We start from the raw sequence: 24,927 nt of genomic DNA on the forward strand, positions 1-24,927 counted from the left end.
TTTCTACCCTCGCTTCATTACTTGACGCCGTGCATCAGCTTGTTGATCAGCGGGGCGATCAGGAACAGCACCACGCCGGAGCCGATCAGGGCCCAGAACCCGAAGGTATACCCCTTCAGGGCCGACTCGACCGTCATGCCGCCTTCACCACTGACCACGCCAGCGAAGATGCCCGACAGGTTGTTGCCGATGCCGGTGGACAGGAACCAGCCACCCATGCCGAAGCCGACCAGGCGCACCGGGGCCAGCTTGGTCACCATCGACAGGCCGATCGGCGACAGGCACAGCTCACCCACCGACTGGATGACGTAGACCATGAACAGGGTCCAGAACGGGATCTTGCCGTCCACCACCATCTGCGACAGGGCGAACATCAGCAGCGCGAAGGCGGCGCCGTTGAACAGCAGGCCCAGGCCGAACTTGCGCGGAATGGACGGATTGGCGCGGCCCATCGCCACCCAGATCCAGGCGATGACCGGGGCCAGGGTGATGATGGCCACCGAGTTGACCGACTGGAACCACGCGGTCGGGAAGGTCCAGTCGCCGAACTGGCGGTTGACGATGTTCTCGGCCAGGAAGGTGAACGAGCTGCCGGCCTGTTCGAAGAACATCCAGAACATCACGTTGAAGGCGAAGATGATCAGCATCGCGATCACGCGGTCGCGCTGCACCTTGCCCTCGCGGACGCCCTCGACCAGCAGCAGGATGGCCAGGGCGGTGAACATCGCGCCCAGGATCCAGGCCAGCGCGGTGGCGCCGGTGGCCAGCAGGAAGTAGGCCACCGGGATGGCGACCACGGCACCGGCCAGCACCATGATGATGCGGCCGAAGCCTTCCGCGCCGGCCGGCGGTGCACCGATACCCTTCAGGCCGGCACGACCGATGTAGAACCACACCAGCGAGATCAGCATGCCCACGCCCGAGGCGATGAACACGACCTTGTAGGACGGCATCGCATCGGTACCGAACACCTTGCGGGCCAGGTACTCGGTCAGCACCGGGGCGATCATCGCGCCGATGTTGATGCCCATGTAGAAGATGGTGAAGCCCGAATCGCGGCGCTCGTCCTTCAGGCCGTACAGCTTGCCGACCATGGTCGAGATGTTGGGCTTGAACAGGCCGTTGCCGACGATGATCGTGGCCAGGCCGAGCTTGAAGATGTGCTCCTGCGGCAGCGAGATCATGAACAGGCCCGCGGCCATGATGATCGCGCCGGTCAGGATCGAGCGCTGGTAGCCCAGCACCCGGTCGGCCACGTAGCCGCCGAAGATGGCCGCGGCGTACACCAGGGCCAGGTAGGCGCCATAGATGCGGCTGGCGTCGCCTTCACCGGCAGCGCTGCCGTTGTAGAACTGGGCAACGATGTAGAGCACCAACGCCCAGCGGATGCCGTAGAACGCAAAGCGTTCCCAGAACTCGGTCATGAACAGCATCCACAACGGGCGCGGGTGGCCCAGCGTGGTCTTGAAGTCCGGCAGTGCCGGCTCTGGGGTGTTCGCAGTGGCGTTTACGCTCATGCGGATTTCCTGGTTCGGTGGATGACGAGCACGTCCGCTGTGCAGTTGGAGCAACGCGCGAGGATCACCGACTTCTGGCGTTCACGTCAAATACACGCCGTTTGAGGCAGGTGGCAGCCTGCTCCCTGAACTTGCATCTGAAACGATCCAGCCGCGGGCCGGGAACCAAGCTGAATGGGGATCAGCCCAGCGCTGCCGGGGGCGCGGCCTGCAGGCTGGTGCGCACCTGGAACAGCTCGGGGAAGAAGGTCAGTTCCAGCGCCTTGGCCAGGAAGCCCACGCCGGACGAACCGCCGGTGCCGCGCTTGAAGCCGATCACCCGCATCACGGTGCGCATGTGTCGGAATCGCCACAGCTGGAAAGCCGTCTCCAGGTCCACCAGGTCCTCGCACAGCGCGTACTCGCGCCAGTAGCGGTCGGTGTCCTGGTAGATGCGCTCGAAGACCGGCTGCAATGCGTCGTCGGCCACGTGCGGCTGGGTCCAGTCGTGGGCCTCGTAGACCGCCGGGACAGCATGGCCAAAGCGGGCCAGGTACTTCAGGAATTCCTCGTACAGGCTCGGCGCCTCCAGCACGGTGCGCAGCTGCGCCTGCCCGGCCGGGTCGTGCTCGAACACCTGCAGCATCTGCGCGTTCTTGTTGCCCAGCAGGAACTCGATGTAGCGGTACTGCAGCGACTGGAAGCCCGACGACGGGCCCAGCACGTCGCGGAAGCCCATGTATTCGGACGGGGTCAGCGTTTCCAGCACCGACCACTGCTCGGTCAGCTGGCGCAGTACCTGCTTGCTGCGCGCCAGCACCTTGCGGCACTGCCAGACTTCATCGCGCTGCAGGAAGCCGATCGCGGCACGCAGTTCGTGGCCCAGCAGCTTCAGCCACAGCTCCGAGGTCTGGTGCTGGATGATGAAGAGCATCTCGTCATGGTGCGGCGGGCTGGACAGCGGCTGCTGCGCGCTGAGCAGCTGGTCCAGCCGCAGGTAGCCGCCGTAGGTCAGGCGTCCCTGCAGGTCGGTGTGGATGCCGGCTTCGAGATCGCGTTGGTTGTTGTCGACGGACATGGGCGGGACCAGATCGGGGGCGGCAAGGGTAGCGCGTTGCCGCCGCGCTGGCAGCCGCCGGGTCCATACCGGGGCGTGCGGCTGGCCGTGGAGCATCGGCCGATGCCGGGCCTGCGCGTGGAACCGTCCGCGCCGTTGTACGGGCGGTCAGCCAGAGGCGTATTCTGATGCTTTGCAGCAACGACTGAATACGTTGTTGTTATTGGCCCCCCACCCGCCGGCAGGGGTAAAACGGGGAATCTCCGTGTTGCGGCGCAGGAAGGCTATTCCGTACGCGTTCCTTAACATGGCGATTCATATCATTTGTAACTTCTCTGTCGAAGGTGCAGTACGCAATGACGGTTGCCGCTGAATTCAAGATCGAATACCTGCAGTACCTGGACACGGACGGCACGCTCGTCCGTGACGACCTGCCCGCGTCGCTGCGCGACCCCAAGGTGCTGGTACCGCTGTTCAAGCAGATGCTGTTCGTACGCACGTTCGACAGCAAATCCATCGCGCTGCAGCGCACCGGCAAGCTCGGCACCTATGCCGCCTGCCTGGGCCATGAAGCCGCGCACGTGGGTATCGGCGCGGCGATGCAGAAGGACGACGTGTTCGCGCCTTCGTACCGCGAGTATGGCGCGATGTTCATGCGTGGCGTACGCCCGCACGACGTGCTGATGTACTGGGGCGGCGACGAACGCGGCAACGATTACGGCGGCAACGCGGCCAGGGACTTCCCGTTCTGCGTGCCGATTTCCACCCAGTGCCTGCATGCGGCAGGTGCTGCGCTGAAGTTCAAGCTCAACAAGGAACCGCAGATCGCCGTGGCGGTGTGCGGCGACGGCGGCAGCTCCAAGACCGACTTCTACGCAGCACTGAACTCGGCCGGCGCCTACAAGCTGCCGCTGATCCTGTGCATCGTCAACAACGGCTGGGCCATCTCGGTCCCGCGTTCGGCCCAGACCGGTGCCGAAACGCTGGCGCAGAAGGGCCTGGCGGGTGGCCTGCACTGCCTGCAGGTGGACGGCAACGACCTGATCGCGGTGCTGGCGGCCATGGAGCAGGCGCGCGAGCGCGCGCTGGCCGGCGACGGTGGCACCGTGCTGGAACTGATGACCTACCGCCTGTCCGACCACACCACCGCCGATGACGCGCGCCGCTACCGCGACGACGCCGAAGTGAAGGATGCCTGGCAGCGCGAGCCGATGCTGCGCCTGCGCAAGTACCTGATCAACGCCGGTGTGTGGAGCGAAGAAGAGGAAACTGCCTGGGTCGCCGAGTGCGGCACGCGCGTGGACGAGGAAGTGAACCTGTACCTCAACACGCCGGTGCAGCCGGTCGAGGCGATGTTCGACTTCCTGTATGCCGATCCGCCGCCGGACCTGCTGGCCCAGCGTGCCCAGGCGATCGCCCTGGAGAAGCGCCATGGATGAGATCAAGAACGGCGCGCCCGGCGCGCACACCAACGCCGCCGACAGCGCTGCGGTCGCGCGCGGAGATGACAGCATGACCACCACCCCGATCACCCTCATCGAAGCCATCACCCAGGCGCTGGCCTGGGAACTGGAACACGACCCGTCGGTGCTGGTGCTGGGCGAGGACGTGGGCGTCAACGGCGGCGTGTTCCGCGCCACTGCCGGCCTGCAGCAGCGCTTCGGCTCGGACCGCATCCTCGACACCCCGCTGGACGAAACCACCATCGCCGGCCTGACCATCGGCCTGGCCGCACAGGGCATGAAGCCGGTGGCCGAAGCCCAGTTCGACGGCTTCATGTACCCGATGGTCGACCATATCGTCTGCCACGCCGCACGCCTGCGTTACCGCACGCGTGGCCGCCTGCACTGCCCGATGGTGCTGCGCGTGCCGTGGGGCGGTGGCATCCGCGCGCCGGAACACCACAGCGAAGCCAACGAGGCGATCTTCACCAACGTGCCGGGCCTGCGCGTGGTGCTGCCGTCGTCGCCGCAGCGTGCCTACGGCCTGCTGCTGGCTGCGATCCGCGAGCCGGATCCGGTGATCTACATGGAGCCCAAGCGCATCTATCGCCAGTACAAGGAAGTGGTCGTCAACGACGGCGAAGCGTTGCCGCTGGACGTCTGCTTCGTGCTGCGCGACGGCACCGACGTGACCCTGGTGACCTGGGGTGCGCAGGTGAAGGAAGCCCTGGAAGCGGCCGACAAGCTGGCCGGCGAAGGCATCAGTGCCGAAGTCATCGACGTGGCCACGCTGCGCCCGCTGGACTTCGCCACCATCGCTGAATCGGTGGCCAAGACCGGCCGCTGCGTGATCGTGCAGGAGGCCCCGAAGACCGCAGGCTTCGGCGCCGAGATCGCCGCGCGCCTGGCCGAGGAATCGATCTACGACCTGCTGGCCCCGGTCGAGCGCGTTACTGGCTACGACACCCACATTCCGCTGTTCCGCCTGGAAATGAAGTACCTGCCGAGCGTTGAGCGGATCGTGGCGGCGGCCAAGCGCGCGGTGGCGGCCGGCTGACATGCGGGCCCGCCTTCTGGGGGCTTACCGCAGCCAGTATCCCAACCCGCTCCGGTTCCACACCGGCCAGATCGTCGAAGTAGGTGTACGTGACGAGGAATGGCCGGCGTTTGCCTGGGTACGCACCAACGATGGGCGCGCTGGATGGGCGCCCATCGCCTGGTTGCAGCTGCTGGACGAGGGTCGCGCCGAAGCCCTGTGCGACTACGACGCCCGCGAGCTGGATGTGGAAAGCGGCGAGATGGTGAAGCTTCATCACGAACACGGCGGGTGGTGGTGGTCCGAGCGCGCCAATGGCGCGACGGGTTGGCTGCCGGCCCGCGAACTGGAACTGCTGGAAGAGAACTGCAAATGAGCCAGACCAAGAACTTCAACCTGCCCGACCTGGGCGAAGGCCTGCCGGACGCGACCATCGTCGAGTGGTTCGTCAAGGAAGGCGATGTGATCAAGCTGGACGAGCCGCTGGTGTCGATGGAGACCGCCAAGGCCGTGGTGGAAGTGCCCTCGCCGTTCTCCGGCAAGGTGCTGAAGCTGTCCGGCGCTGCCGGCGACATCATCCCGACCGGTTCGGTGCTGGCCAGCTTCGAACTGGACCCGAACCTGCCACAGCGCGCCGATGGCCAGGACACCGGCCACAGCCATGGTCACGCCGCACCGGCCGCGCCGACCCCGCCGCCGCTGCCTGCCGCAGCCGCACCGGTGGTCGCGGAAGAAGCCAAGCCCGCCGCGGCCGAGCGTGATGACGCCGGTACCGTGGTCGGCGCGATGCAGAGCTCCAACGCCGTGCACGCCGAACAGGCACTGGCCGTCGGTGGCGTCAAGGCCGTGCCAGCCGTGCGTGCGATGGCGCGCAAGCTGGGCGTGGACCTGAGCCGCGTGGCCGCTACTGGCACCGATGGCGCGGTGACCATGGCCGACGTCAAGCAGGCCGCCGCCAACGGCACCGCCAAACTCGGCGCCGCCCCGGCACCGGTTGCTGCCGCGTATGCCGCGCCGGCCACGGCGCAGGTGTCTGCTCCGGTGCAGAGCGAAGCCCGCACCCCGCTGTCCGCCGCCGGCAAGCCGATGCGCACCCAGCCGCCGGGCGTGGTCGCCAAGGGCCAGCCGGAACCGCTGAAGGGCGTGCGCCGCAACATGGCCCGCGTCATGGCCGATGCGCACAGCAAGGTCGTGCCGACCACGCTGAACGACGACGCCGACATCCACGCCTGGCTGCCGGGCAACGACGTCACCGCCCGCCTGGTTCGCGCCATCGTCGTTGCCGCACAGAAGGTGCCGGCGATGAACGCCTGGTTCGACGGTGAAGCACTGACCCGTACCCTGCACGCGCAGGTGGACATCGGCATCGCCGTGGACACCGACGACGGCCTGTTCGTGCCGGCCCTGCGCAATGCCGACATGCTCGACGCACGCGGCATCCGCGAAGGCGTCAACCGCCTGCGTGAGCAGGTGGAATCGCGTTCGATCGCCGCCTCGGAACTGAGCGGCTACACCATCTCGCTGTCCAACTTCGGCATGTTCGCCGGCCGCTACGCGACCCCGGTCGTGGTGCCGCCGTGCGTGGCCATCGTCGGTGCCGGCCGTGCCCGCCACCAGATGACCCCGGTGATGGGCGGCGTGGAAGCGCACAAGGTAATCCCGCTGTCGGTCACCTTCGACCACCGCGCGGCGACCGGCGGCGAAGCCGCCCGCTTCCTGCGCGCGATGATGGACGACCTGGCGCTGGCCAGCTGATCGACCACCCCCTCTGAAACACAAGAAACGCCGGGCAATGCCCGGCGTTTTTTTTTGTGCCGCTCTACTGTAGAGCCGAGCCATGCTCGGCTGCGTTGCAATGTATCCACGTCATGCGTGGATGAAGGCAAGAAGCAAGCCGAGCATGGGCTCGGCTACAGATCGCCAGCGATCAATCGCGCGCGACCAAGCCCTCGGCGCGGCTGTACACACGCAGGCGGTGGCCATCAGGATCTGCCCCGACAAAGGTATGGCCGAACTCCAGCGTCACCGGCGACTGCAGGATCTGCACGCCCAGCGCGCGCCACGCATCGTGCATCTGCTGCACGGCGTCGGGGTTGGCGACGACCATCGCCAGTTCGGCGGCACCGGCCTGCGCGGACACCGGCGGTTGCACGCCATCGCGCTGCCACAGGCCGAGTGCGGCGCCATCGCCGAGCAGGAACAGGGCGAAGCCAGGCGACTGCTCGACCGGCGGTTTGCCGAGGATGCCACTGTAGAAGGTTGCGCTGGTGGCGACGTCGCGCACGTACCGCAGCAGGGTGCTGGGCGTGAACATGGGGAAGCTCCGTTGTTGGGAGCGTTCATGGTGGTACGGGCCTGCTGACACATTCTGTCAGTAGAGGGGACTGCCGGTAGAGTCGACTCTACCCCCCGCTCTCGGCTGTTGCTGTGGTTATGAGCGATCCAGCCAGTCCGGCGCGATGCCCTGGGCCTTCTGCCAGCGCCGCAGCAGCGTAGCGCGCGGCACGCGGTAGCGGTCCTCCAGCACACGCACCTGACGGATGCGATCCAGCCGGAAATGGCGGAAATCCTCGCGGCGCTCGCACCACGCCGCCAGCATCGGCACTTCATCGAAGTAGCCCAGCGCGAACGGCCAGACAATGCGCTCACTGCGCCGGCCTTGCGCATCCTCGTAAGCGAACTTCAGGCGCTGCTGTGACCCCACAGCCTCACGCACGGCCTGCAGACGCGCGGGGGGAACCTTGCTCCCCGCGCGCGAAGGGCCAACCCGCAGGCCACTGTCACGCAATGCCTCGCGGCGTGCCGCAGGCAACACATGGGCGATACGCGCCAGGGCATCACGTGCGGCCTCGGCCAGCGCCGGCTCGGTGCGCGCCGCGACCCAGCGCAGGCCCAGCACAAGCGCGTCGATCTCGGCCGGTGGCAGGGTCATGGGAGGCAAGGTATCGCTCGGCGCGAGCTGGTAGCCGACGCCAGCCTCGCCACGCAGGTCGGCGCCCTGCTCGCGCAGGGTCTCGATATCGCGGTACAGCGTGCGCAGGCTGATGCCCAGCGCTTCGGCCAGCGCCTGCCCGGCCACCGGCCGTCGATGACGGCGCAGCAGCTGCAGCAGCTGGGTCAGGCGCAGCGCTCGCGACATCAGCCGACCAGCGTGGTCGACGCCACCACGTGCTCGCCCGGCTGCGGGGCCAACGCAGCCTCGACCAGCGCCCTGGCAATCTCGGTGGCCGGATTGATCCGCCACGCCCGCGGCAGCACCGGCCCCAGCGCGCCCAGCACCGTCAGCGCGAAACGCTCGCCACGGCGCACCTCGGTGCGCTCGCCCCCGATCAGCCCTGGGCGGACCAGGGTCAACGAGTTGAAGCCCAGCGCGCGCAGGTCACGCTCCAGCTCGCCCTTCACCCGGCTGTAGAAGATCGACGACTGTGGGTTGGCGCCGGCTGCGGAATTCAGCACATAGGTCTGCGCCTCCTGTGCTTTTGCCAGGCGTGCGAACGCCAACGGGTAGTCATGATCGATGCGATGGAAGGCCTCGCGGCTGCCGGCCTGGGCCATGGTGCTGCCCAGCGCGCAGATGACCGCATCAACGCGCGCCCATTCTGGCGAAGTGGGCAACGCGTCGAATGCCAGCACCGGGTTCTCCAGCTTCCCGTGAGTCAACGCCAGGGGGCGGCGGGTCGGGGCAACCACGGCGCCGCAGCGCGGGTCGTCCAGCAGCCTGCGCAGGGTCAGCCTACCGACCAGGCCGGTCGCCCCCAGCAACATCACGCGCATCACCACCTCCACTGCGGCATCCTGTCGCCCATCCTAGCCGTTCAAGCCCTCGGCGGCCGCGCCGATATGCTGGAACCAGTCCCTGCCAGCCCCAGGATTCGCTCCATGACGGACCAGCCCGACCACCGCCCTGCCCCCGGTACCGCCCTTGGGCCGCGGGCACGCGTGCGCGCGGTGGTGGACGATGGGCGGGGTGACCGCGTGGTGCTGCAGGGCGGCGGTGGCGCGGCGCTGCAGCAGCTGTTCGCAGGCGCCGATGCGCCGGAACCGCTGCTGGCGGCGTTCGCCAACGGCATGGCCACCCTGCCCGGCGAACTGGGCGACATGGGCGACCGCCTGCAGTCGGCACAGGCCAGCGCCGATTGGCCGCGCTATGGGCGCGCGATGCGGCAGTTGATCGACAAGTACATCCGCACCATCGAGCAGCATTCGCCGGACGGGCAGCCGGAAAGCCTGCGCCTGTCCGAGCAGCTGCGGCTGCTGCTGGGCGGTGCGGTGGTTGCCCTGCTGCAGCACGACCCGGACCTGCGCGAGCAAGCGCAGGCGCTGGCCCTGCGCCTGCGCCAATGGCAGCCGGGCACAGCCCTGGAACCAATCGAACAGGGCGTGCGCGAACTTGGCCACCAGGTCGGCGTGCGTGCCGAAAGCTGGCAGGAGCAGCAGGCGCTGCTGCTGGAGCTGTTCGCGCTGCTGCTGGAGAACGTCAGCGAGCTGCTGGATGACCGCAGCTGGCTGCAGGGCCAGATCGCGGCGGTGCGCCAGTTGCTGGACGGTCCGTTGGAAGCCGAGGCAGTCGAGCGCACCCGCGCCGAGTTGCGCGAAGTGATCTACAAGCAGGGCCTGCTGCGCCAGGGCATCGACGATTCGAAGGCGGCGATGCGCGGGTTGATGGGCGAGTTCATCGAGCGCATGGATGGCATGGCCACCAGCACCGGCGAATACCACGACCGCATCGGCAGCTACGCATTGCAGCTGCGCGAGGCGCGCAGCATCGCCGACCTCAACCAGCTGCTGCAGGAGGTGATGCGCGATACCGGCAAAGTGCAGCAGCAGGCCGCACAGGCCCGCGATCACCTGGCCAATGCGCGGCAGGAAGTGGAGCGCGCAGAGCAGCGTATTGCCGAGCTGGAGCAGGAACTGCGCGCCGCTGGTGACCTGGCACGTATCGATCCACTGACCCAGGCGCTGAACCGCCGTGGCCTGGACGAACTGCTGGAGCGCGAGCTGGCCCGAGCCGCGCGCAACAACTCACCGCTGGGCGTAGCGGTGATCGACCTGGATGATTTCCACCAGACCAACGACGCGCATGGGCATGCCGGTGGCGATGCGCTGCTGCAGCACCTGGTGTCCGTGTGCAAGCTGCTGCTGCGCGCCACCGACGGCATCGCACGGCTGGGCGGTGACGAGTTCGTGCTGGTGCTGCCGGAAACCCAGGGCGCCGACAGCATGGCCACCGTGCAGCGCCTGCAGCGCTCGCTGGCCCATCGCGTGCTGACCGTGCAGGACCAGCGCGTGCCGGTGCATTTCAGCGCCGGGCTGGCGCAGTGGCAGCCCGGTGACGATACCGAAACCCTGCTGCGGCGCGCCGATGACGCGCTGTATGCGGCCAAGCGGCAGGGCAAGAACCGCGTGCAGGCGGGGTGACCCCGAGGGTCTACGGGCTTATTTACCGCGCAGCTTCTGGAACCCGGTCACCGCTGCCAGCACGATGGCGCCGGCGATGATGCCGACCACCATGTTGCCCACCGCGCTCACCAGCCAGCCCCACTGCCCTTCGCCGCCCAGCGCCTGCACCGCGTGGTGCAGGGCCGGCACGTTGTGCACCAGGATGCCGCCGCCGACCAGGAACATGGCGATGGTGCCGGCCACCGACAGGAACTTCATCAGCCACGGCGCCGACGCCACCAGCCCGCGACCGAAGGCGGCAATGGCACCGCCCTTGCGCGACAGGTACAGCCCAACGTCATCGAGCTTGACGATGCCCGCCACCAGCCCATAGACGAACACGGTCATCGCCAGTGCGACCACGCTCAGCGTGAGGATCTGGTTGGTGAACGACGCAGTGGCGACCACGCCCAGGGTGAGCACGATGATCTCGGCCGAAAGGATGAAGTCGGTGCGGATCGCGCCCTTCACCTTGTCCTTCTCCCACGCGACCATGTCCACCTGCGCGTCAGCCAGCGCCTTGCGGCGTTCGGCCTGGCGCTCGGCATCGTCGTCGGAGGAATGCAGGAAGCGGTGCGCCAGCTTCTCCACGCCTTCGAAGCACAGGAAGGCACCGCCGATCATCATCAGCGGCACGATCAGCGGCACGTTCCAGCCGCGGCTGTGCAGCCAGGCTTCCAGCGCACTGATCGCCAGCGCCGCCGGCACCAGGATGACCTTGTTGACCAGCGAGCCCTTGGCCACCGCCCAGACCACCGGCAGTTCGCGGTTGGCGTTGACTCCGGTCACCTGCTGCGCGTTCAGCGCCAGATCGTCGCCCAGCACACCGGCGGTCTTCTTCGCCGCGACCTTGGTCAGGACCGAGACATCGTCGAGCAGGGAGGCGATATCGTCGAGCAGGGCAAACAGGCTGGCACCGGCCATGGGGCGTCCAAGAATGGGAATGAGCGGATTCTGACCGATCCGCCGGCCTCTGCGATAGCTGCGGGGTTCACCGCATGCCCACCTTCCCCCGGCGACACTGCCGAATCCGGACATTGCCGGCCAGCGGCCGGCACTACCGTCCTTGCCGCATGGGAGTTCCGCTTGAGCAATCCGCCCACCGCCAATGGCAATCCTCCGCTGGTCACAGGCATGAACCGGCGCAGCCAGATCCTGCGCCTGCTGCTGCGCTACCGCCATTCGGGCGTGTTCTCCGGCATGAACCTGGACGCCGCCAGCAACCAGGCCGACGTGCCCGCCGATGGCAACCCGGAACAGTTCGTCAGTGACCTGGAGGCCCTGGGGCCGACCTTCGTCAAGCTGGGCCAGATGCTGTCCACCCGCCCGGACATGGTGCCGGTGGAGTTCGCCACCGCCCTGGAACGCATGCAGGAAAAGGTGGCGCCGATCCCGGTCGAGCGCATCCACGCCATCATCGAGCAGGAGCTGGGGGTGGGGGTGAACAAGCTGTTTGCCTCGTTCGATCCCGAGCCGTTGGGTTGTGCGTCGATCGCGCAGGTACATCGCGCGGTGCTGCACGATGGCCGCCAGGTGGCAGTGAAAGTGCAGAAGCCTGAAGTGGCCGCGCAGCTGCGCTCGGACCTGGAAGCGCTGCGCAGCTTTGCGCTGGCCGCCGATCATCTGACCCAGGTGGGCCGCCGCGTGCGCCTGCGCGACTGGCTCAACGAGTTCGCCAAGACCCTGATGCAGGAGCTGGACTACCACACCGAGGCCGAGAACCTGGCCCGCTTCGGACGGCATCTGCGGCCCTTCCGCCGCCTGTGGGTACCGCAGCCGATCTGGGACTACAGCAGCCAGCGCGTGCTGACCATGGAGCTCGCCACCGGCGTGCGCGTGGATGCGATCTCTGGCGTGCGCCGCACCGAGCAGGACATGGATCCGCTGGCAGCGGCGCTGATCCGCGGCTACCTGGACCAGATCTTCGTGCATGGCGAGATCCATGCCGACCCGCACCCGGGCAACCTGCGGGTGATGCCCGATGGCCGGCTGGCGATCTTCGACCTGGGCATGGTCGCGCACATGCCGCCGCGCCTGCGCGAGCGGCTGCTGAAGATCCTGTTCGCCGCCGTCGATGGCCGCGGCGAAGAAGTGGCCGACGATCTGATCAGCTTCAGTACGCGGCTGGAGGCCTTCGACGAAGAGCGCTACCTGCGCGAGACCGGCCAGCTGATCGCGCGCTACGCCGCCAGTGGCAGCTTCTCGGAAGGCCGCGTGGTGCTGGACATGGTGCGCATCGCCACTGCCTGCGGGCTGCGCACGCCGCCGGAACTGAGCCTGCTGGGCAAGGCCCTGCTCAACCTGGAAACCGTGTGCCGGCTGCTGGCGCCGGAGCTGGACACGCGCCGCATCGTCGAGCGCCAGCTGCAGCACGTGATGCGCGCGCGCCTGAAGAAATCCCTGTCGGCGGCCAACATCGCCAGCGAGGCGATGGAGCTGCAGCAGCTGCTGCGCGACGGGCCGCGCAAGCTGTCGGACATCATGGCGCTGCTGGCCGAGAACCGCCTGCAGATGAAGGTGACCGGGCTGGAAGAATCGCGGTTGATGGAGAACCTGCAGAAGATCGCCAACCGCGTGGCGGCCGGCATCATCAGCGCCGCGTTGATCATGGCTGCGGCAATGATGATGAAGATCGACACCGGCTGGCACCTGTTCGGCTATCCCCTCATCGCACTGATACTGCTGTTGATCGGCGTGGTGCTGGGGCTGGGCATCGTTACCAGTGCATTGCTGTTCGATCGTCGCGCGCGGGCGCGCGAGGAACGCGGGCACCGCTGATGCATTGGCGAAAAGCCGCGTATTCATGCGGTTTTTAATGCAATCCAACGAAGCCTTTCACGCTCGTTTTACCTTCGCGGCGTGATTGCGCGCGCGTCATTCCAACAAACATTTCAGTCAGGTTCGTGCATGCACTATCGGGTCATCGGCCTGTCATGTGGATGTGCTTGCAGCAGCGCCGGTCGGATGGACACGCGTCGGTACGACGTCCATCGCCACCACCCCGTCACTGCCGAAGCTGCCTATGCTCTGGATACTGCTGTTGTCGTTGTTGCTGCTGTGCTGTCTGTTCCTCGCGTCCGACAAGTGGGTGTGGTGGAAGGCCGGTGCATTCTCGCTGCTGTTGCTGATGCTCAGCGCGTGGTGGCTGATCGACAAGCTGTCCGGTGATGGGCTCAACGCCGCCACGCTTTATCACCTCGGCGCCGACATGGAAGGCGCTGGTGTCTCCGACTTCAAGGGCTACATCGCCGGCTTCATCGTGCTGGCGCTGGTCTCGCTGCTGCCGCTGTTTGCCACGCGGGTGAAGCGCTGGCGCCGGCCCGGCCACGGTGGCGCGCTGTTCGCCGGCTTCGCGACCGTGTGGGTGGCCACGATCCTGATCAGCCCGCTGGCCCGTGACGGCCAACGCCTCTACCAGCAGCTGCGCCCGGTCGATTTCGCCCGTATCGCCCCCGAGTACCAGGTGCCGACTCAACCGCTGCAGCGCCCGCGCAACATCGTATGGATCTACGGCGAAAGCCTGGAACGCACCTATCTGGATGAGGCCGTGTTTCCCGGCCTGATGCCCAACCTCAACCGCCTGGCGTCCGAGTCGCTGGACGTGCGTGGCCTGGCCTCGGCCGAAGGCAGCGGCTGGACCATCGCCGGCCTGGTGTCGTCAATGTGTGGCGTGCCGCTGACCACCTCGCAGGGCGACGAGAACAGCATGGACCGCATGGGCAGTTTCCTGCCCAAGGCGGTGTGCCTGGGCGACTACCTGAAGCAGCAGGGCTACACCAACCATTACCTGGGCGGCGCCAACGGCCAGTTCGCCGGCAAGGGCCAGTTCCTGGCCAGCCATGGCTTTGACGAAGTGCATGACCTGGCATGGTTCAAGCAGCAGAAGAAGATCGGCCGCATCCACTACTCGGCCTGGGGCGTGCACGACGACGTGCTGCTGGACACCGCCTACCAGCGGTTCGAGCAGCTCTCGCGCGCCGGTTCACCTTTCATGCTGACCACGCTGACCATGGACACCCACCACCCGGCGGGCCACCTGCCGGTGTCGTGCAAGGGCGAGCGCTACCGCAGCGGGTACGGCAACATCGGCCTGCTCAATGCACTCAAGTGCACCGACCGCCTGATCTCACAGCTGGTCGAGCGTATCCAGGCCAGCCCGTATGGGAAGGACACGCTGATCGTGATCGCCTCCGACCACCTGGCGATGCCCAACGATCTCAGCCACGTGCTGGCCAAGCAGAAGCGCGAGAACCTGCTGCTGTTCCTCGGCGACGGCATTGCCCCGCAGCAGCTCAGTGCCGACGCTGGCACCACCCTGGATTCCGGTGCGACCCTGCTCAGCCTGCTGGACCCGAACCTGAAGACGATGGGCTTTGGCCGTTCGCTGATCGACCCGCAGCGCGCGCCCAGTGCCAGCGTGGCCGCGCGGCGCGATGATGGCCGCGACTACCCGCAGTACCTGGCCTTCGCCCGTTCGCTGTGGCTGGGCCAGCCGACCCGCGAACTGAAGATCGATGGCGATGATCAGGTGGTCGTTGGCCTGCAGCACGTGCAGCCACCGGTGCTGCTGGAGTACGACAAGGACTGGGGTTTGAAGTCCGTGTATCTGGAAAACACCTCGCGCCAGTTCGATGATGCCAACCCGGACAACACCCTGGCCTACGTCGACCGTTGCACCGCGTTCGAGGACGGCTCGGCCGATGGTGACTGGTGCGCTCTGCTCGTCAACCGCGACAACGGCTTCAAGCTGTACCGCGACAACGACCTGCGCGGTGGCATCGCGGTGGATGCACCGCTGGATACGCTCCAGGGCCCGCGCCCGAGCGTGCGCCAGGCACACATGATCACCCAGAAGGGACGCCGTACGCGTGCCGGCCAGTACATGCTGCAACTGGTGGCGAGCACGCGCCCGGACCGCGGTTTCTGGATCGAAGCGGTGTCCTCGCAGCGCAAGGTGGTGCTGGCCCAGCAGTGGGTGCAGCCCGATGCCAACGGCAAGATCAACGTGTCGTTCGGGCTGGATCACGAAGTGGACGATCTGGAGATCCGCGCGTGGTTGAACCACGCCGAGAAGCTGGCGGTGGATACGTTCGCACTGGTGCCCTCGCACAGCCGACCGCGGGGGTAGGGCTATTTGCAGGGCTGCGCCCTGCACCCGTTACAAACCGGAGCAACGGCAACAGCAACAGCGTGCATCCCGTGGGATGGCGGGGCGGTGTCGGAGTGCGGGGACGCCGTAAATCCGTCCCTGGAGGCTTGGCAGCCGCATCCATGCGGCTGACACCCCGCACTCCGACACCACCCCACCTCTGACAGATTCCTGCGGCTGTCGGTAGGTGTCGACCTTGGTCGACACAATCTGTCAGATATCGAAAATCAAAATGGGGTCAGATCCGTTTTCCTCCGGAAAACGGATCTGACCCCAAAAGCAATTCCAAAAGATCGCGGAAAACTGTCGAAGGCGGGGTGGGTCCGGTTGCGGGGGCGTGAGCCGCATGGATGCGGCGACCGAGCTTACATGGGTGAGGGCGCTTCGCTTGCGAAGCACTGCTTCGCAAGCGCCCGAACGCGCAGCCGCCAGCGGCTGGGCCGGGCCCCGGAGGGGTACTTGCAGCGTCCCCCGCAACCGGACCCACCCCGCCATCCCACAGGAAACCAGCTTTTGCCGTTGCCGTTGCTCCGGCTTGTAGCGGGTGCAGGGCGCAGCCCTGCAAAGAACCCCCTACTCCTGCGGATCGCGGATGATGTGGATGTCGGTCGGGGTCGACAGCGGAATGTTCCGCTCGGCCAGGATCTGCAGCAGGCTGAAGTACAGGTCGCTGCGGGTGGCGTACACCTGCCGCGGGCTGGCCACGTACGCGAAGCTGTTGATGGTGATCTGGCCACCGGCAATGCTGTCGATGTAGACCGTCGGTGCCGGCTGATTCAGCACATTCGTGTGCGCGGTGTACGCATCCAGCAGCGCCTGCCGCAGATTGCCGACATCCGTGCTGGGCGGCACCGCGAACTGGATCTGGATGCGGCCCTGGTTGTTGCCCATCGTCATGTTGCGCACGGTCTTGGTGACCAGCTCGGAGTTGGGCACGATCAACGTCGACTTGTCACCCACCTGGATCTCGGTCGAACGCAGGCTGATGCGGCGGATGTCGCCCTCCTGGTCACCCAGCTTCACCCAGTCGCCGATCTTCACCGGCCGCTCGGCCAGCAGAATCAGGCCGGAGACGAAGTTCTGGGTAATCACCTGCAGGCCGAAACCGATACCCACCGACAGCGCGCTGACCAGCAGGGCCAGCTTGCTCAGCTGCAGCCCCATCGCGCTCAGCGCCCAGATCACCGCGATGATGATGCCCACATAGCGGGCAACGGTACTCACCGAATTACGCGCGCCCAGGTCCAGCTCGGTCTTGGGCAGGTAGGTGTCGGTCAGCCAGCGCTGTACCAGCTGGGTAACGGCCAGGCCAGCCAGCAGCACCAGCACCGCCAGCACGATGCGCACCGGCTCCAGCTTGGTTCCGCCAATGTCGAATCCAGACGTGAACAGCGAGGAGAAGCGCTCCACCACCGCGCCGATGTTGCCGAACGGTGCCACCAGCGCCAGCAGCGCGATCAGTACGACGATGGTGCGCAACGCCGCCGACAGCAGCACGCCCGCCTGTTCCAGCCGCGATACGCTCAGGCCGGTGCTGAGCAGGATGGTCTGGCCGACCTTGCTGTCGGCGTTGAGGATCCAGGTGCTCAGGTCATCGACGAACTTGAACAGCAGGGTTGCGGCCAGCACTACGATGCTGCCGCCGATCAGCTGCTGGTTCACGAACTTGGCGAAATTCAGGTAGCCCAGCAACGTGGCAACGATGGCGGCCACCACCGCGATGTTGCCCGCTACTCGGGCAAGTACCAGCCAGCTGCTGCGGCGCACGGGCGTGGTTGCTCCCACGCCATCGGCCTGTTCTTCCAGCTTGGCCTCGGCCTCGGCGGTCTGCCGCCGATGCAGGCGCGCCAGGGTCACCAGCATGGCCATGATCAGGCCGAGGTAGGTCAGGGCAATCAGGCCGTCCAACGCCACCGTGGTGACATCGCTGGTGCGCGTAGCCTGGTCGAGGGCCACCAGCACCGTGCTCAGCCAGGCCAGCACCGCCGCGCCCCAGGCGTATTTGCGAAGCTTCAGCGCGGCGGTGTCGTCCAGGTTCAACAGCCGCCATGATGGGCGCTTGGGCACCAGCAGGCAGGCGCTGAGCGCGGCAATGAAGGCCGCACGGAAGGTGGCGGTCTCCAGGCCGTCAGCCACCACCTGCAGGCGCGGCGCGATCGCATCGATGGCATCCAGCGCCGCCATCAGCACCACTACCGCATAACCGGGCAGCAGCGTGCCCACCAGCAGCAGCCACATCGCCAGGCCAGACCGGCGCAGTCGTCCATCAGGCGCGCGCTCGGACGCGGCGAACTTCCGCCCCAGCCTGCGCAGCCACAACCGCAGCGGGAACATCATCACCAGCGCGACCAGCAGGCCCAGCAACGGCGTGCCCCAGCCATGGGTGCGGATGCCGGCGACCAGCGCGTCACGCCCCTGCTCGGCCAACGGCGCAACGCGCGCGATATCGATCGGCAGGCGCTCGGCCACCTTGCTCCACAACGCGGGCGACAGCGGCGAGGCGACCTTCTGGCCCAGTTCTTCCGTGCGTTGTGCGGTGCGCTGCTGTTCGATGTCGGTCGCCAGCTGCTGTGCACGCACGGCACTGGCCTTGGCCTGGGCCACCGACGCGGCCAGCCCGTCGCGCTGCTTGGTTATGGCCCGTCGCTGCGCTGCCAGCTCCGGCGGCTCCGTGGTGCCCTCGGCAGGCGTTCCCAGCTGCGCCAGCTGCTCGTTGATGCGATCCAGCTGGGGCTGCAGTGCCTTTTCCAGTGCCTCGGCGTCACGCCGTGCCTGCGAGGCATTCTCGGACAGCATCGCCAGCGTCTCGGTGGCTTCCGCATCGCCACGCTTGCGCTCGACATCCTTCAACCGCGAATCGATCTCCGCCAGCTGCTGCTTGGGCGTGGGGTCCTCCTCCTGTGCCAGCACCGGCGCGGACAGCAGGAAGGCAGTGCACAGCAGCAGGACCCACCAGGGCCCCCGTGCACGGATCGATCGCAGGAAAGAAGACACGCAGCCACACCGGTTCGCGCGGACCACCGCGCCTGCGCGCGACTATACGGCACAGGCGGTAAACGGCGGATGGGGGACGTGCAGCAGTATCAGTACTTCAGGCGCAGCTCTTCCACGGTCGGCTGCTGCAGCGCGTACCAGTCCTGGAACTCTTCCTCGGTGATCTCGTCGGGCGCATACACCGCCACCGGGTGCCACTCGTGGTCGGTCGGCAGTGGCTGGCGCGGGCCGGCTCGCAGGCTGTAGCTGACGCCCTCGTAGTCGACCAGGTCGTCGACCTGCGGCCACTGTTCGCGCGCGAACGCGGATTCACTCTTCAACAGGATCACCTGGTACATCGGCACCTCCACCTCGGTTGGATCAGGAAAACACGGCGCTGGCGGCAGGATACCGCCATGCCGGTGACAACAGGCACGTCGCAGCGGCGATGGATCGTTCTGGACACGGCCATCGCCCCGGCTTCACCCACTCATGGCGAGCCCATCGGCATCGTGGAGGCCCGCCCTTGCCACGATGACCGATGACCGAGCACCCGCCGCTGAAGACCGTCGCCGACCTCAAGCTGCCGCGCTACCTGGGCACCTGGTACGAGATCGCGCGCCTGCCGATGCGCCACGAGCCGGAAGGCTGCACCGATGTGTCGGCGCACTACACCCTGCTCGACAACGGCAATGTCGGCGTCACCAACCGCTGCCGCATGGATGGCGAAATCGAAGAGGCCACCGGCGAGGCCTGCGCCGTCGACAACGACAGCGCGCGCCTGGAAGTCAGCTTCCTGCCCAAGGGCCTGCGCTGGCTGCCGTTCGCCAAGGGCGACTACTGGGTGATCCAGGTCGCCCCGGACTACAGCGTCTCGCTGGTCGGCAGCCCGGACCGCAAGTACCTGTGGCTGCTGGCGCGCGAGCCACGCCTGGACGCGACCGTGCAGGACCATTATCTGGCCACGGCCCGCCTGCAGGGCTTCGATCTGTCCGAACTGATACAGACCCCGCATACCGGCCACCCCACCGCCTGAGCACGACCACGCATGGACCTGAAAAGTGGCTACCCCTGGTGGGCAGTGCGCAACGGACTGCTGCAGGCCTTTCCCCCGCTGGAGCAGGATCTGCGCTGCGACGTGCTGGTGGTCGGTGGCGGCATCACCGGTGCGCTGATCGCCGACGAACTGTCCGCCCACGGCCACGAGGTGGCGGTGATCGAGCAGCGCGACATCGGCTGGGGCAGCACGGCGGCCAGCACCGCGCTGTTGCAGTATGAGATCGATACCCATCTGCTGGAACTGGCCGAGCGCTATGGCAGGGATGCCGCCGCCCTGGCCTACCTTGCCTGTGCCGACGCGATTCCGGCACTGGCTGAAGTGGCACGCGGGCTGAAGGAGGTGGACTTCCGCCAGATGGACAGTCTGTACCTGGCCAGCCGGCGGCGCGACGTGCCGCGCCTGATGGCCGAAGGAGCTGCACGCCGCGATATTGGACTGGACGCGCGTTGGCTGGACCGCGAAGCCCTGCGCGAACGCTTCGACGTGGATGCCGGCGGCGCCCTGTTGACCCGCCAGGCAGCGCGGGTCGATCCCTACTGCCTCACCTACGGCCTGCTCAAACGAGTACGCCGTCGCGGCGGCCATGTGCACGACCGCACCGTGCTGCACACGCTCAAGCCTGGCGCGCAGGGCGTGACCGCGATGACCGAGGCCGGCGCCACGGTCCGCGCCCGCCACGTGGTCCTGGCGATGGGCTACGCCAACCAGCGCTGGCTTGAACAGCGGGTCGCGCGCAACCGCAGCAGCTACGCCTTCATCACCGACCCGGTCGATGCGGACACGCTGGGCCGGCTGCAGCGCACGATGGTGTGGGAGAGCGCACGCCCGTACCTGTACCTGCGCGCCACCGGCGACCGCCGCCTGCTGGTGGGTGGGCTGGACGACGCCATCGATATCCCGGCGCGGCGCGACCGGCGCGTTGAGGGCAAGGCCGGCAAGCTGATGAAGCAGTTGCGGCACTGGTTCCCGCGACTGGATCCGATACCCGCCTTTTCCTGGGCCGGCACCTTCGCCGAAACCGCCGACGGCCTGCCCTTCTTCGGCCCGCACCCGCAGTGGGGCCCGCGGGTGCATTTCGCCATGGCCTACGGTGGCAACGGCATCACCTATTCGATGATCGGCGCCCAGCTGCTGCGGGCCCGGATCGAGCGGCGCAAGCATGCGCTGGAAGGGCTGTTCGGGTTCGAACGGTTGTAGCGTGCAGCCAGGCATGGCCTGGCTCTACCGCAAGCGGGCGCCGACAGGCATCATTCAAGCAACCCCTGCTAGCGTCGGCCTGTACCGCCGCGTGTTGCGCGGCCACCTGTCCGCTGGAGCGCCGTCATGATCCGCCCCCTGACCCTGCTGCTGTGCCTGGCCCTGCCGGGAACCGTGCTGGCCCAGTCCGCCGCTGGCGCTACCGCGCCGCAGGCTGCCGGCCTGGACCTGACGCTGCCGCAGGCGCCGCTGCGCTACCTCAACGACCCGGCCCTGCAGCAGGACCCGCCCGGCACCTATTACGGCGACAAGAGCGGCCCGCGCGTGCACGACGACGCGAAGATCGCCGACGTCACCGACGACAAGGTCAAGGTGTCGGGCAGCTTCACCACCGGCATCGGCTATTCCAAGAACGGTGGCAACAGCCACTACAACGCGGCCACGCTGAACCTGAGCAAGAACTACACCACCGATGAGGGCAAGACCCACGGGGTCAACCTCAACATCCATGTGAGCGAGGGCAAGGGCCCGGGCTTCTTCGGCCCGTATGGCGGCTACTACGGCCGTGGCCCGGGCTGGGATTACCCACCGCCGTACGGCTGGTAAGCTCCGCGCCGGGCCCGGGCCGACCCAGGTCGGCCGCTACCGCTGCGTACGCTTGGTAGGTGTCGACCTTGGTCGACACGCTTTCTCCCCGTGAGCCGGCCAGCGGCCGGCGCCTACCGGCACGCGAATCAATCCAGCCAGCCATCGCGCTCGCTGTGCAGGATGCGGCCGTCGTAACCGCTCAGGCGCACGTCCACCTTCTGGTTGCGGGCATTGCGGGCTTCCAGCGACCAGGTCGCACCATCGCGTTCCAGCGAATGGATCTCGCGCAGGCCATGCGCCTGTGCGCGTGCCAGTACCTGCTCGGTGGTCAGCAGCGTGCGGCCGCTGTGCTCGTCGAAGATCTCGCCGGTCTTCGGGTCCACGTAGACTTCGCTGAAGCGGCCATCGGCGCGGCTCACGTCAGCCTCCCACAGGCCATCATCGCGTTCGATCTCGTGGATCTGGGTGTAGCCGGCCTTGCGCAGGGTCTGTTCAACCTGGGCCATGCCCAGCGGCGCGGCCTGTACGGCCGGCGCGACGGCAAGCAGGGCAACAGTGGCGAGGGTGAGCGACTTCAACATGGGGGTTCTCCTGTTCGTGGCCGGACCATCCCGGCAACGCCACGATGCATGGCCCGGTTAACAGCGCCTTAGCCGTGGCTGTTAGCCGGCTGTTAGTCATCCCCGCCACACTCGCGCCTGTGCCCCTCTCTCTTTCCTTACCCGCATGCTCGCCACCCTGCCCCTGCTGCTGGCCCTGGCCAACGCCCCGACCGCCGCCGCGCCCCTGCAGGACCCGGCGCAGCAGGTCGCGCGTCGCGCCGTGCAGCAGGGCCGCTACGTGCCGCTGGAGAGCGTGGTGCGCGATGCGCTCAAGCGCTACCCGGGCCAACTGCTGGAAGTGGAGCTGGACGACGGCGTCTACGAAGTGGAGATCCTGCGCGGCGACGGCGTGGTGGTGGAGCTGGACTATGATGCGCGCAGCGGAAAGCTGCTGAAGACGGAGCTCGACGACTGATGCGCATCCTGTTGGCCGAAGACGATGCCGCACTGGCACAGCGCCTGGTGCCCCTGCTGGAACAGGCCGGCTATGTGGTGGCGGTGGTCGCCGACGGTCGCCAGGCCGAGGAGATCGGCCAGATCGAGGACCTGCAGGCCGCCATCGTCGACCTCGGCCTGCCCGGACTGGATGGACTGAGCGTGATCGAGCGCTGGCGCGGCAATGGCCGCAGCTTTCCGGTGCTGGTGCTGACCGCGCGCGGGCGCTGGCACGACAAGCTGGCTGGCTTCGATGCCGGTGCCGACGACTACCTGACCAAACCGTTCCAGGCCGACGAACTGGTGCTGCGGCTGCGCGCCCTGATCCGCCGCAGCCACGGCCACGCAAGCCCCCGCCTGCACTGCGGCCCGCTGCAGCTGGACGTCAACGCCGGTCGTTTCGAGCTGGACGGCAAACCGTTGCCGCTCAGTCCGCAGGAGTTCCGGCTGCTCAGCTACTTCATCCATCACAGCGGCCAGGTGATCGGCCGTGATCGCCTCGGCGAACAGGTGTTCGACGGCGGCCATGACCCGGACTCCAACGCACTGGACGTGCTGCTCGGACGCGTGCGCCGCAAGCTCGGCATCGACCTGATCCAGACCGTGCGCGGCCAGGGCTGGCGGCTGGCCGCGCCGTGAGCCGGCAATCATCGCTGCGACGGCGCCTGCTGCTGGCCGGCGGCGTCGGCCTGCTGCTGGTCTCGCTGCTGGCCAGCGCGCTGCTGGGCGAGCTGTTCAAGCGCAGCGCGCGCGACCGCCTCGACCATGAACTGCAGCAGGACATGCTGACCCTGCTGGCGCAGGCCGAAGTGGATGCGGACGGACAGCTGCGCCTGCGCCAGGAACCCAATGATGCGCGCTTCCAGCGCGTGTTCTCCGGTGCCTACTGGCAGATCGCAGGGGCCGATGGCCGCGTGCTGCTGCAGTCGCGCTCGCTGTGGGATGAAACCCTGCCGGCGCCGGTTACCGGGCCGGCCACCCGCAACCTGCCCGGGCCGCTGCAGCAATCCCTGCGCGCACGCGTGCAGCAGGTGCGCCTGCCACGCGCCAGCGAACCGTTCGTGGCCGTGGTTGCCACTGATCGCAGTGCGTTGGATGCGGATGTCGCTGCATTCCGCAAGCGCACCGCCATCGCGCTGGGCGTGCTGGTCGCCGCCTGGCTGGCAGTGCTGGCCAGCCAGGTGCACTTCGGCCTGCGCCCACTGCATCACCTCGGTGCGCAGCTGGAACGGGTACGGCGCGGCGATGCGCAGCGCATCGAAACGCAAGGGCTGGGCGCGGAAGTCGCACCGCTGGGGGAAGAACTCAACGCGCTGCTGGACCACCAGCAACGCATGGTCGCGCGCGCGCGCACCGGTGCACAGGATCTGGCGCATGCGCTGAAAACCCCGCTGAGCGTACTGGCCACCGAAGCCGACGGCGATGGCGCGCACTGGCGGGCCACCGTGCGCGAGCAGAGTGCGCGCATGCAGGCCAGTGTCGACCGTTACCTGGCTGCAGGACTGGCCGCCGACCATCGCCAGCGCACCAACGTGGCCGCTGTCGCGCAGGCGCTGTGCCGGCTGATGGCACGCGTGCATGGCGAACGTGGCATCACGTTCACGGCGGCCGGTATCGAACCGGCGCTGCAGTTCGCCGGTGCCAGTGCGGACTTGGAAGAGATGCTGGGCAACCTGCTGGACAATGCCGGGCGCTGGGCACAGCGGCAGGTCCAGGTCAGCGCGGAAACCGACGACGGCCAGTTGCGCATTGAGGTCCGCGACGACGGCCCCGGCCTGGCCGCAGACGCCCTGCAACGGGTCACCCAGCGTGGCGTGCGGCTGGATGAGCGCGTGGGCAGCAGTGGATTGGGGCTGGCGATCGTGGGCGATATCGCCGCCAGTTATGGAGGGCGCGTGGTGCTGGAGAATGTACAGCCGGGCCTACGCGCGACGTTGTGGCTGCCGGTGGGGTGAAACGACCAACCTGACGGTGGGTAGTGCCGGCCGCTGGCCGGCAACCACGTAGTCACCAGGAACACCCTGCGGAAGCCGGCCAGCGGCCGGCTCTACCAAGCGCCAATCCGACCGGCCAGCGTGCACCCGGTAGGTGTCGACCTTGGTCGACATGCATCAAGCATCAACGGTGATGCATCCACCAGCAATCAATTGCGTCCAGCGCGATGTGGATGATCAGACCAATGCCGAACAACCGCGTTTTCTTCGGAACGCACAGGCCTGCATACACGGCAATTGCCGGTGCGGTGTGCAGCGGGTGGAAACCGATGCTGCAGCGGTTCGGTGCGTAGATCGGATCGGCCAACAGGTGGTCCAGGTCGATGATCCAGCCCAGCAACAGCAGCAGCCACGCCGAGGCGAAGCGTTTGCGCCAGAACAGCCATGCCAGCAACGCTGGCACGGCGGCATGCAGGAACAGGTGGAAGATCGCGCGCGCGCTCATCGCAACGGTAGCGC

The 24,927-nt window shown here is 67.4% G+C and carries 22 protein-coding genes and 1 pseudogene; 13 read left to right on the plus strand and 10 right to left on the minus strand.

Annotated elements, in window-relative coordinates; genetic code table 11:
• Positions 1-17: 17 nt before the first annotated feature.
• Both ACM0PY_RS09820 and ACM0PY_RS09825 read right to left on the minus strand, forming a co-directional pair.
• Positions 18-1,517 carry a peptide MFS transporter gene (locus tag ACM0PY_RS09820; RefSeq protein WP_014648688.1) on the minus strand — a complete coding sequence of 500 codons (1,500 nt, stop codon included), beginning with the start codon at positions 1,515-1,517 and terminating at the stop codon, positions 18-20.
• Positions 1,518-1,698: 181 nt separating this feature from the next.
• A complete protein-coding gene (locus tag ACM0PY_RS09825; protein ID WP_005419892.1) occupies positions 1,699-2,574 on the minus strand; it encodes a tryptophan 2,3-dioxygenase in 876 nt (291 codons plus the stop codon).
• Between the two features lie 335 nt (positions 2,575-2,909).
• On the opposite strand from ACM0PY_RS09825, the gene pdhA reads away from it, so the two are divergent.
• The 4 genes from pdhA to ACM0PY_RS09845 are packed head-to-tail and all read left to right on the plus strand — an operon-like array spanning position 2,910 to position 6,786.
• Positions 2,910-3,992 (plus strand): pyruvate dehydrogenase (acetyl-transferring) E1 component subunit alpha, encoded by a 1,083-nt coding sequence (gene pdhA, locus ACM0PY_RS09830; RefSeq protein WP_010482685.1) that lies wholly within the window; start codon positions 2,910-2,912, stop codon positions 3,990-3,992.
• The gene (locus ACM0PY_RS09835; protein ID WP_005419896.1) at positions 3,985-5,052 is read left to right on the plus strand and encodes an alpha-ketoacid dehydrogenase subunit beta; all 1,068 of its coding nucleotides are present in this window, start codon (positions 3,985-3,987) and stop codon (positions 5,050-5,052) included. Before pdhA ends, ACM0PY_RS09835 begins: the two co-directional genes overlap by 8 nt.
• A 1-nt stretch (position 5,053) precedes the next feature.
• Positions 5,054-5,407, plus strand: a complete 354-nt coding sequence (locus ACM0PY_RS09840; protein WP_005411349.1) for an SH3 domain-containing protein — start codon at positions 5,054-5,056, stop codon at positions 5,405-5,407.
• A complete protein-coding gene (locus ACM0PY_RS09845; protein ID WP_180883797.1) occupies positions 5,404-6,786 on the plus strand; it encodes a dihydrolipoamide acetyltransferase family protein in 1,383 nt (460 codons plus the stop codon). Before ACM0PY_RS09840 ends, ACM0PY_RS09845 begins: the two co-directional genes overlap by 4 nt.
• A 172-nt stretch (positions 6,787-6,958) precedes the next feature.
• On the opposite strand, the gene ACM0PY_RS09850 is transcribed toward ACM0PY_RS09845, so the two are convergent.
• The 3 genes from ACM0PY_RS09850 to ACM0PY_RS09860 all read right to left on the minus strand — a co-directional run bounded on the left by ACM0PY_RS09850 (position 6,959) and on the right by ACM0PY_RS09860 (position 8,805).
• Positions 6,959-7,345 carry a VOC family protein gene (locus ACM0PY_RS09850; RefSeq protein ID WP_180883795.1) on the minus strand — a complete coding sequence of 129 codons (387 nt, stop codon included), beginning with the start codon at positions 7,343-7,345 and terminating at the stop codon, positions 6,959-6,961.
• A gap of 117 nt (positions 7,346-7,462) precedes the next feature.
• Entirely contained in the window at positions 7,463-8,170 is a 708-nt protein-coding gene (locus ACM0PY_RS09855) for a helix-turn-helix transcriptional regulator (protein ID WP_180883793.1), read from the minus strand.
• Complete coding sequence (locus ACM0PY_RS09860; protein WP_180883790.1) at positions 8,170-8,805, minus strand: Rossmann-fold NAD(P)-binding domain-containing protein; 636 nt, start codon at positions 8,803-8,805, stop codon at positions 8,170-8,172. The genes ACM0PY_RS09855 and ACM0PY_RS09860 overlap by 1 nt, the downstream gene beginning before the upstream one ends.
• A 105-nt stretch (positions 8,806-8,910) precedes the next feature.
• On the opposite strand from ACM0PY_RS09860, the gene ACM0PY_RS09865 reads away from it, so the two are divergent.
• Positions 8,911-10,449 carry a GGDEF domain-containing protein gene (locus ACM0PY_RS09865; RefSeq protein ID WP_180883789.1) on the plus strand — a complete coding sequence of 513 codons (1,539 nt, stop codon included), beginning with the start codon at positions 8,911-8,913 and terminating at the stop codon, positions 10,447-10,449.
• Between the two features lie 18 nt (positions 10,450-10,467).
• Here ACM0PY_RS09865 and ACM0PY_RS09870 read toward each other — a convergent pair whose 3' ends face one another.
• Complete coding sequence (locus ACM0PY_RS09870; protein ID WP_061480242.1) at positions 10,468-11,394, minus strand: DUF808 domain-containing protein; 927 nt, start codon at positions 11,392-11,394, stop codon at positions 10,468-10,470.
• Between the two features lie 207 nt (positions 11,395-11,601).
• Between ACM0PY_RS09870 and ACM0PY_RS09875 the strand changes: the two are divergent.
• Both ACM0PY_RS09875 and ACM0PY_RS09880 read left to right on the plus strand, forming a co-directional pair.
• Positions 11,602-13,248: pseudogene (locus tag ACM0PY_RS09875) on the plus strand (ABC1 kinase family protein); the annotation flags it as partial.
• A 244-nt stretch (positions 13,249-13,492) separates the two neighbouring features.
• On the plus strand, positions 13,493-15,598 hold the full coding sequence (locus tag ACM0PY_RS09880) for a phosphoglycerol transferase I (protein ID WP_180883780.1): 2,106 nt from the start codon (positions 13,493-13,495) through the stop codon (positions 15,596-15,598).
• Positions 15,599-16,192: 594 nt separating this feature from the next.
• On the opposite strand, the gene ACM0PY_RS09885 is transcribed toward ACM0PY_RS09880, so the two are convergent.
• Both ACM0PY_RS09885 and ACM0PY_RS09890 read right to left on the minus strand, forming a co-directional pair.
• Positions 16,193-18,613 (minus strand): DUF3772 domain-containing protein, encoded by a 2,421-nt coding sequence (locus ACM0PY_RS09885; RefSeq protein ID WP_180883778.1) that lies wholly within the window; start codon positions 18,611-18,613, stop codon positions 16,193-16,195.
• A gap of 89 nt (positions 18,614-18,702) precedes the next feature.
• Positions 18,703-18,951: a hypothetical protein gene (locus tag ACM0PY_RS09890; protein WP_005419952.1), complete on the minus strand. Its 249-nt coding sequence runs from the start codon at positions 18,949-18,951 to the stop codon at positions 18,703-18,705.
• A 182-nt stretch (positions 18,952-19,133) separates the two neighbouring features.
• Between ACM0PY_RS09890 and ACM0PY_RS09895 the strand changes: the two genes are divergently transcribed.
• From ACM0PY_RS09895 to ACM0PY_RS09905, 3 genes are all read left to right on the plus strand, one after another.
• Positions 19,134-19,628: a lipocalin family protein gene (locus ACM0PY_RS09895; RefSeq protein WP_134972290.1), complete on the plus strand. Its 495-nt coding sequence runs from the start codon at positions 19,134-19,136 to the stop codon at positions 19,626-19,628.
• 12 nt (positions 19,629-19,640) lie between these two features.
• Entirely contained in the window at positions 19,641-20,849 is a 1,209-nt protein-coding gene (locus ACM0PY_RS09900; protein WP_235646742.1) for an NAD(P)/FAD-dependent oxidoreductase, read from the plus strand.
• A 126-nt stretch (positions 20,850-20,975) separates the two neighbouring features.
• Positions 20,976-21,455, plus strand: coding sequence for a hypothetical protein (locus tag ACM0PY_RS09905; protein ID WP_134972288.1), 480 nt, complete (start codon positions 20,976-20,978; stop codon positions 21,453-21,455).
• A gap of 128 nt (positions 21,456-21,583) precedes the next feature.
• On the opposite strand, the gene ACM0PY_RS09910 is transcribed toward ACM0PY_RS09905, so the two are convergent.
• On the minus strand, positions 21,584-22,018 hold the full coding sequence (locus ACM0PY_RS09910; protein WP_180883776.1) for a PepSY domain-containing protein: 435 nt from the start codon (positions 22,016-22,018) through the stop codon (positions 21,584-21,586).
• Between the two features lie 145 nt (positions 22,019-22,163).
• Here ACM0PY_RS09910 and ACM0PY_RS09915 point away from each other — a divergent pair, with 145 nt between their 5' ends.
• Genes ACM0PY_RS09915 through ACM0PY_RS09925 form a run of 3 tightly spaced genes read left to right on the plus strand, consistent with a single transcriptional unit; the run spans position 22,164 to position 24,429 of the window.
• Positions 22,164-22,454 carry a PepSY domain-containing protein gene (locus ACM0PY_RS09915; protein ID WP_049403791.1) on the plus strand — a complete coding sequence of 97 codons (291 nt, stop codon included), beginning with the start codon at positions 22,164-22,166 and terminating at the stop codon, positions 22,452-22,454.
• A complete protein-coding gene (locus ACM0PY_RS09920; protein ID WP_095378378.1) occupies positions 22,454-23,113 on the plus strand; it encodes a response regulator transcription factor in 660 nt (219 codons plus the stop codon). The genes ACM0PY_RS09915 and ACM0PY_RS09920 overlap by 1 nt, the downstream gene beginning before the upstream one ends.
• Positions 23,110-24,429 carry an ATP-binding protein gene (locus tag ACM0PY_RS09925; RefSeq protein ID WP_180883774.1) on the plus strand — a complete coding sequence of 440 codons (1,320 nt, stop codon included), beginning with the start codon at positions 23,110-23,112 and terminating at the stop codon, positions 24,427-24,429. Before ACM0PY_RS09920 ends, ACM0PY_RS09925 begins: the two co-directional genes overlap by 4 nt.
• Positions 24,430-24,592: 163 nt before the next feature.
• On the opposite strand, the gene ACM0PY_RS09930 is transcribed toward ACM0PY_RS09925, so the two are convergent.
• Positions 24,593-24,913 (minus strand): DUF6122 family protein, encoded by a 321-nt coding sequence (locus ACM0PY_RS09930; RefSeq protein ID WP_061480251.1) that lies wholly within the window; start codon positions 24,911-24,913, stop codon positions 24,593-24,595.
• Positions 24,914-24,927 lie beyond the last annotated feature (14 nt).

The sequence above is a fragment of the Stenotrophomonas sp. BR163 genome, assembly GCF_047520985.2.
Lineage (GTDB): Bacteria > Pseudomonadota > Gammaproteobacteria > Xanthomonadales > Xanthomonadaceae > Stenotrophomonas > Stenotrophomonas sepilia.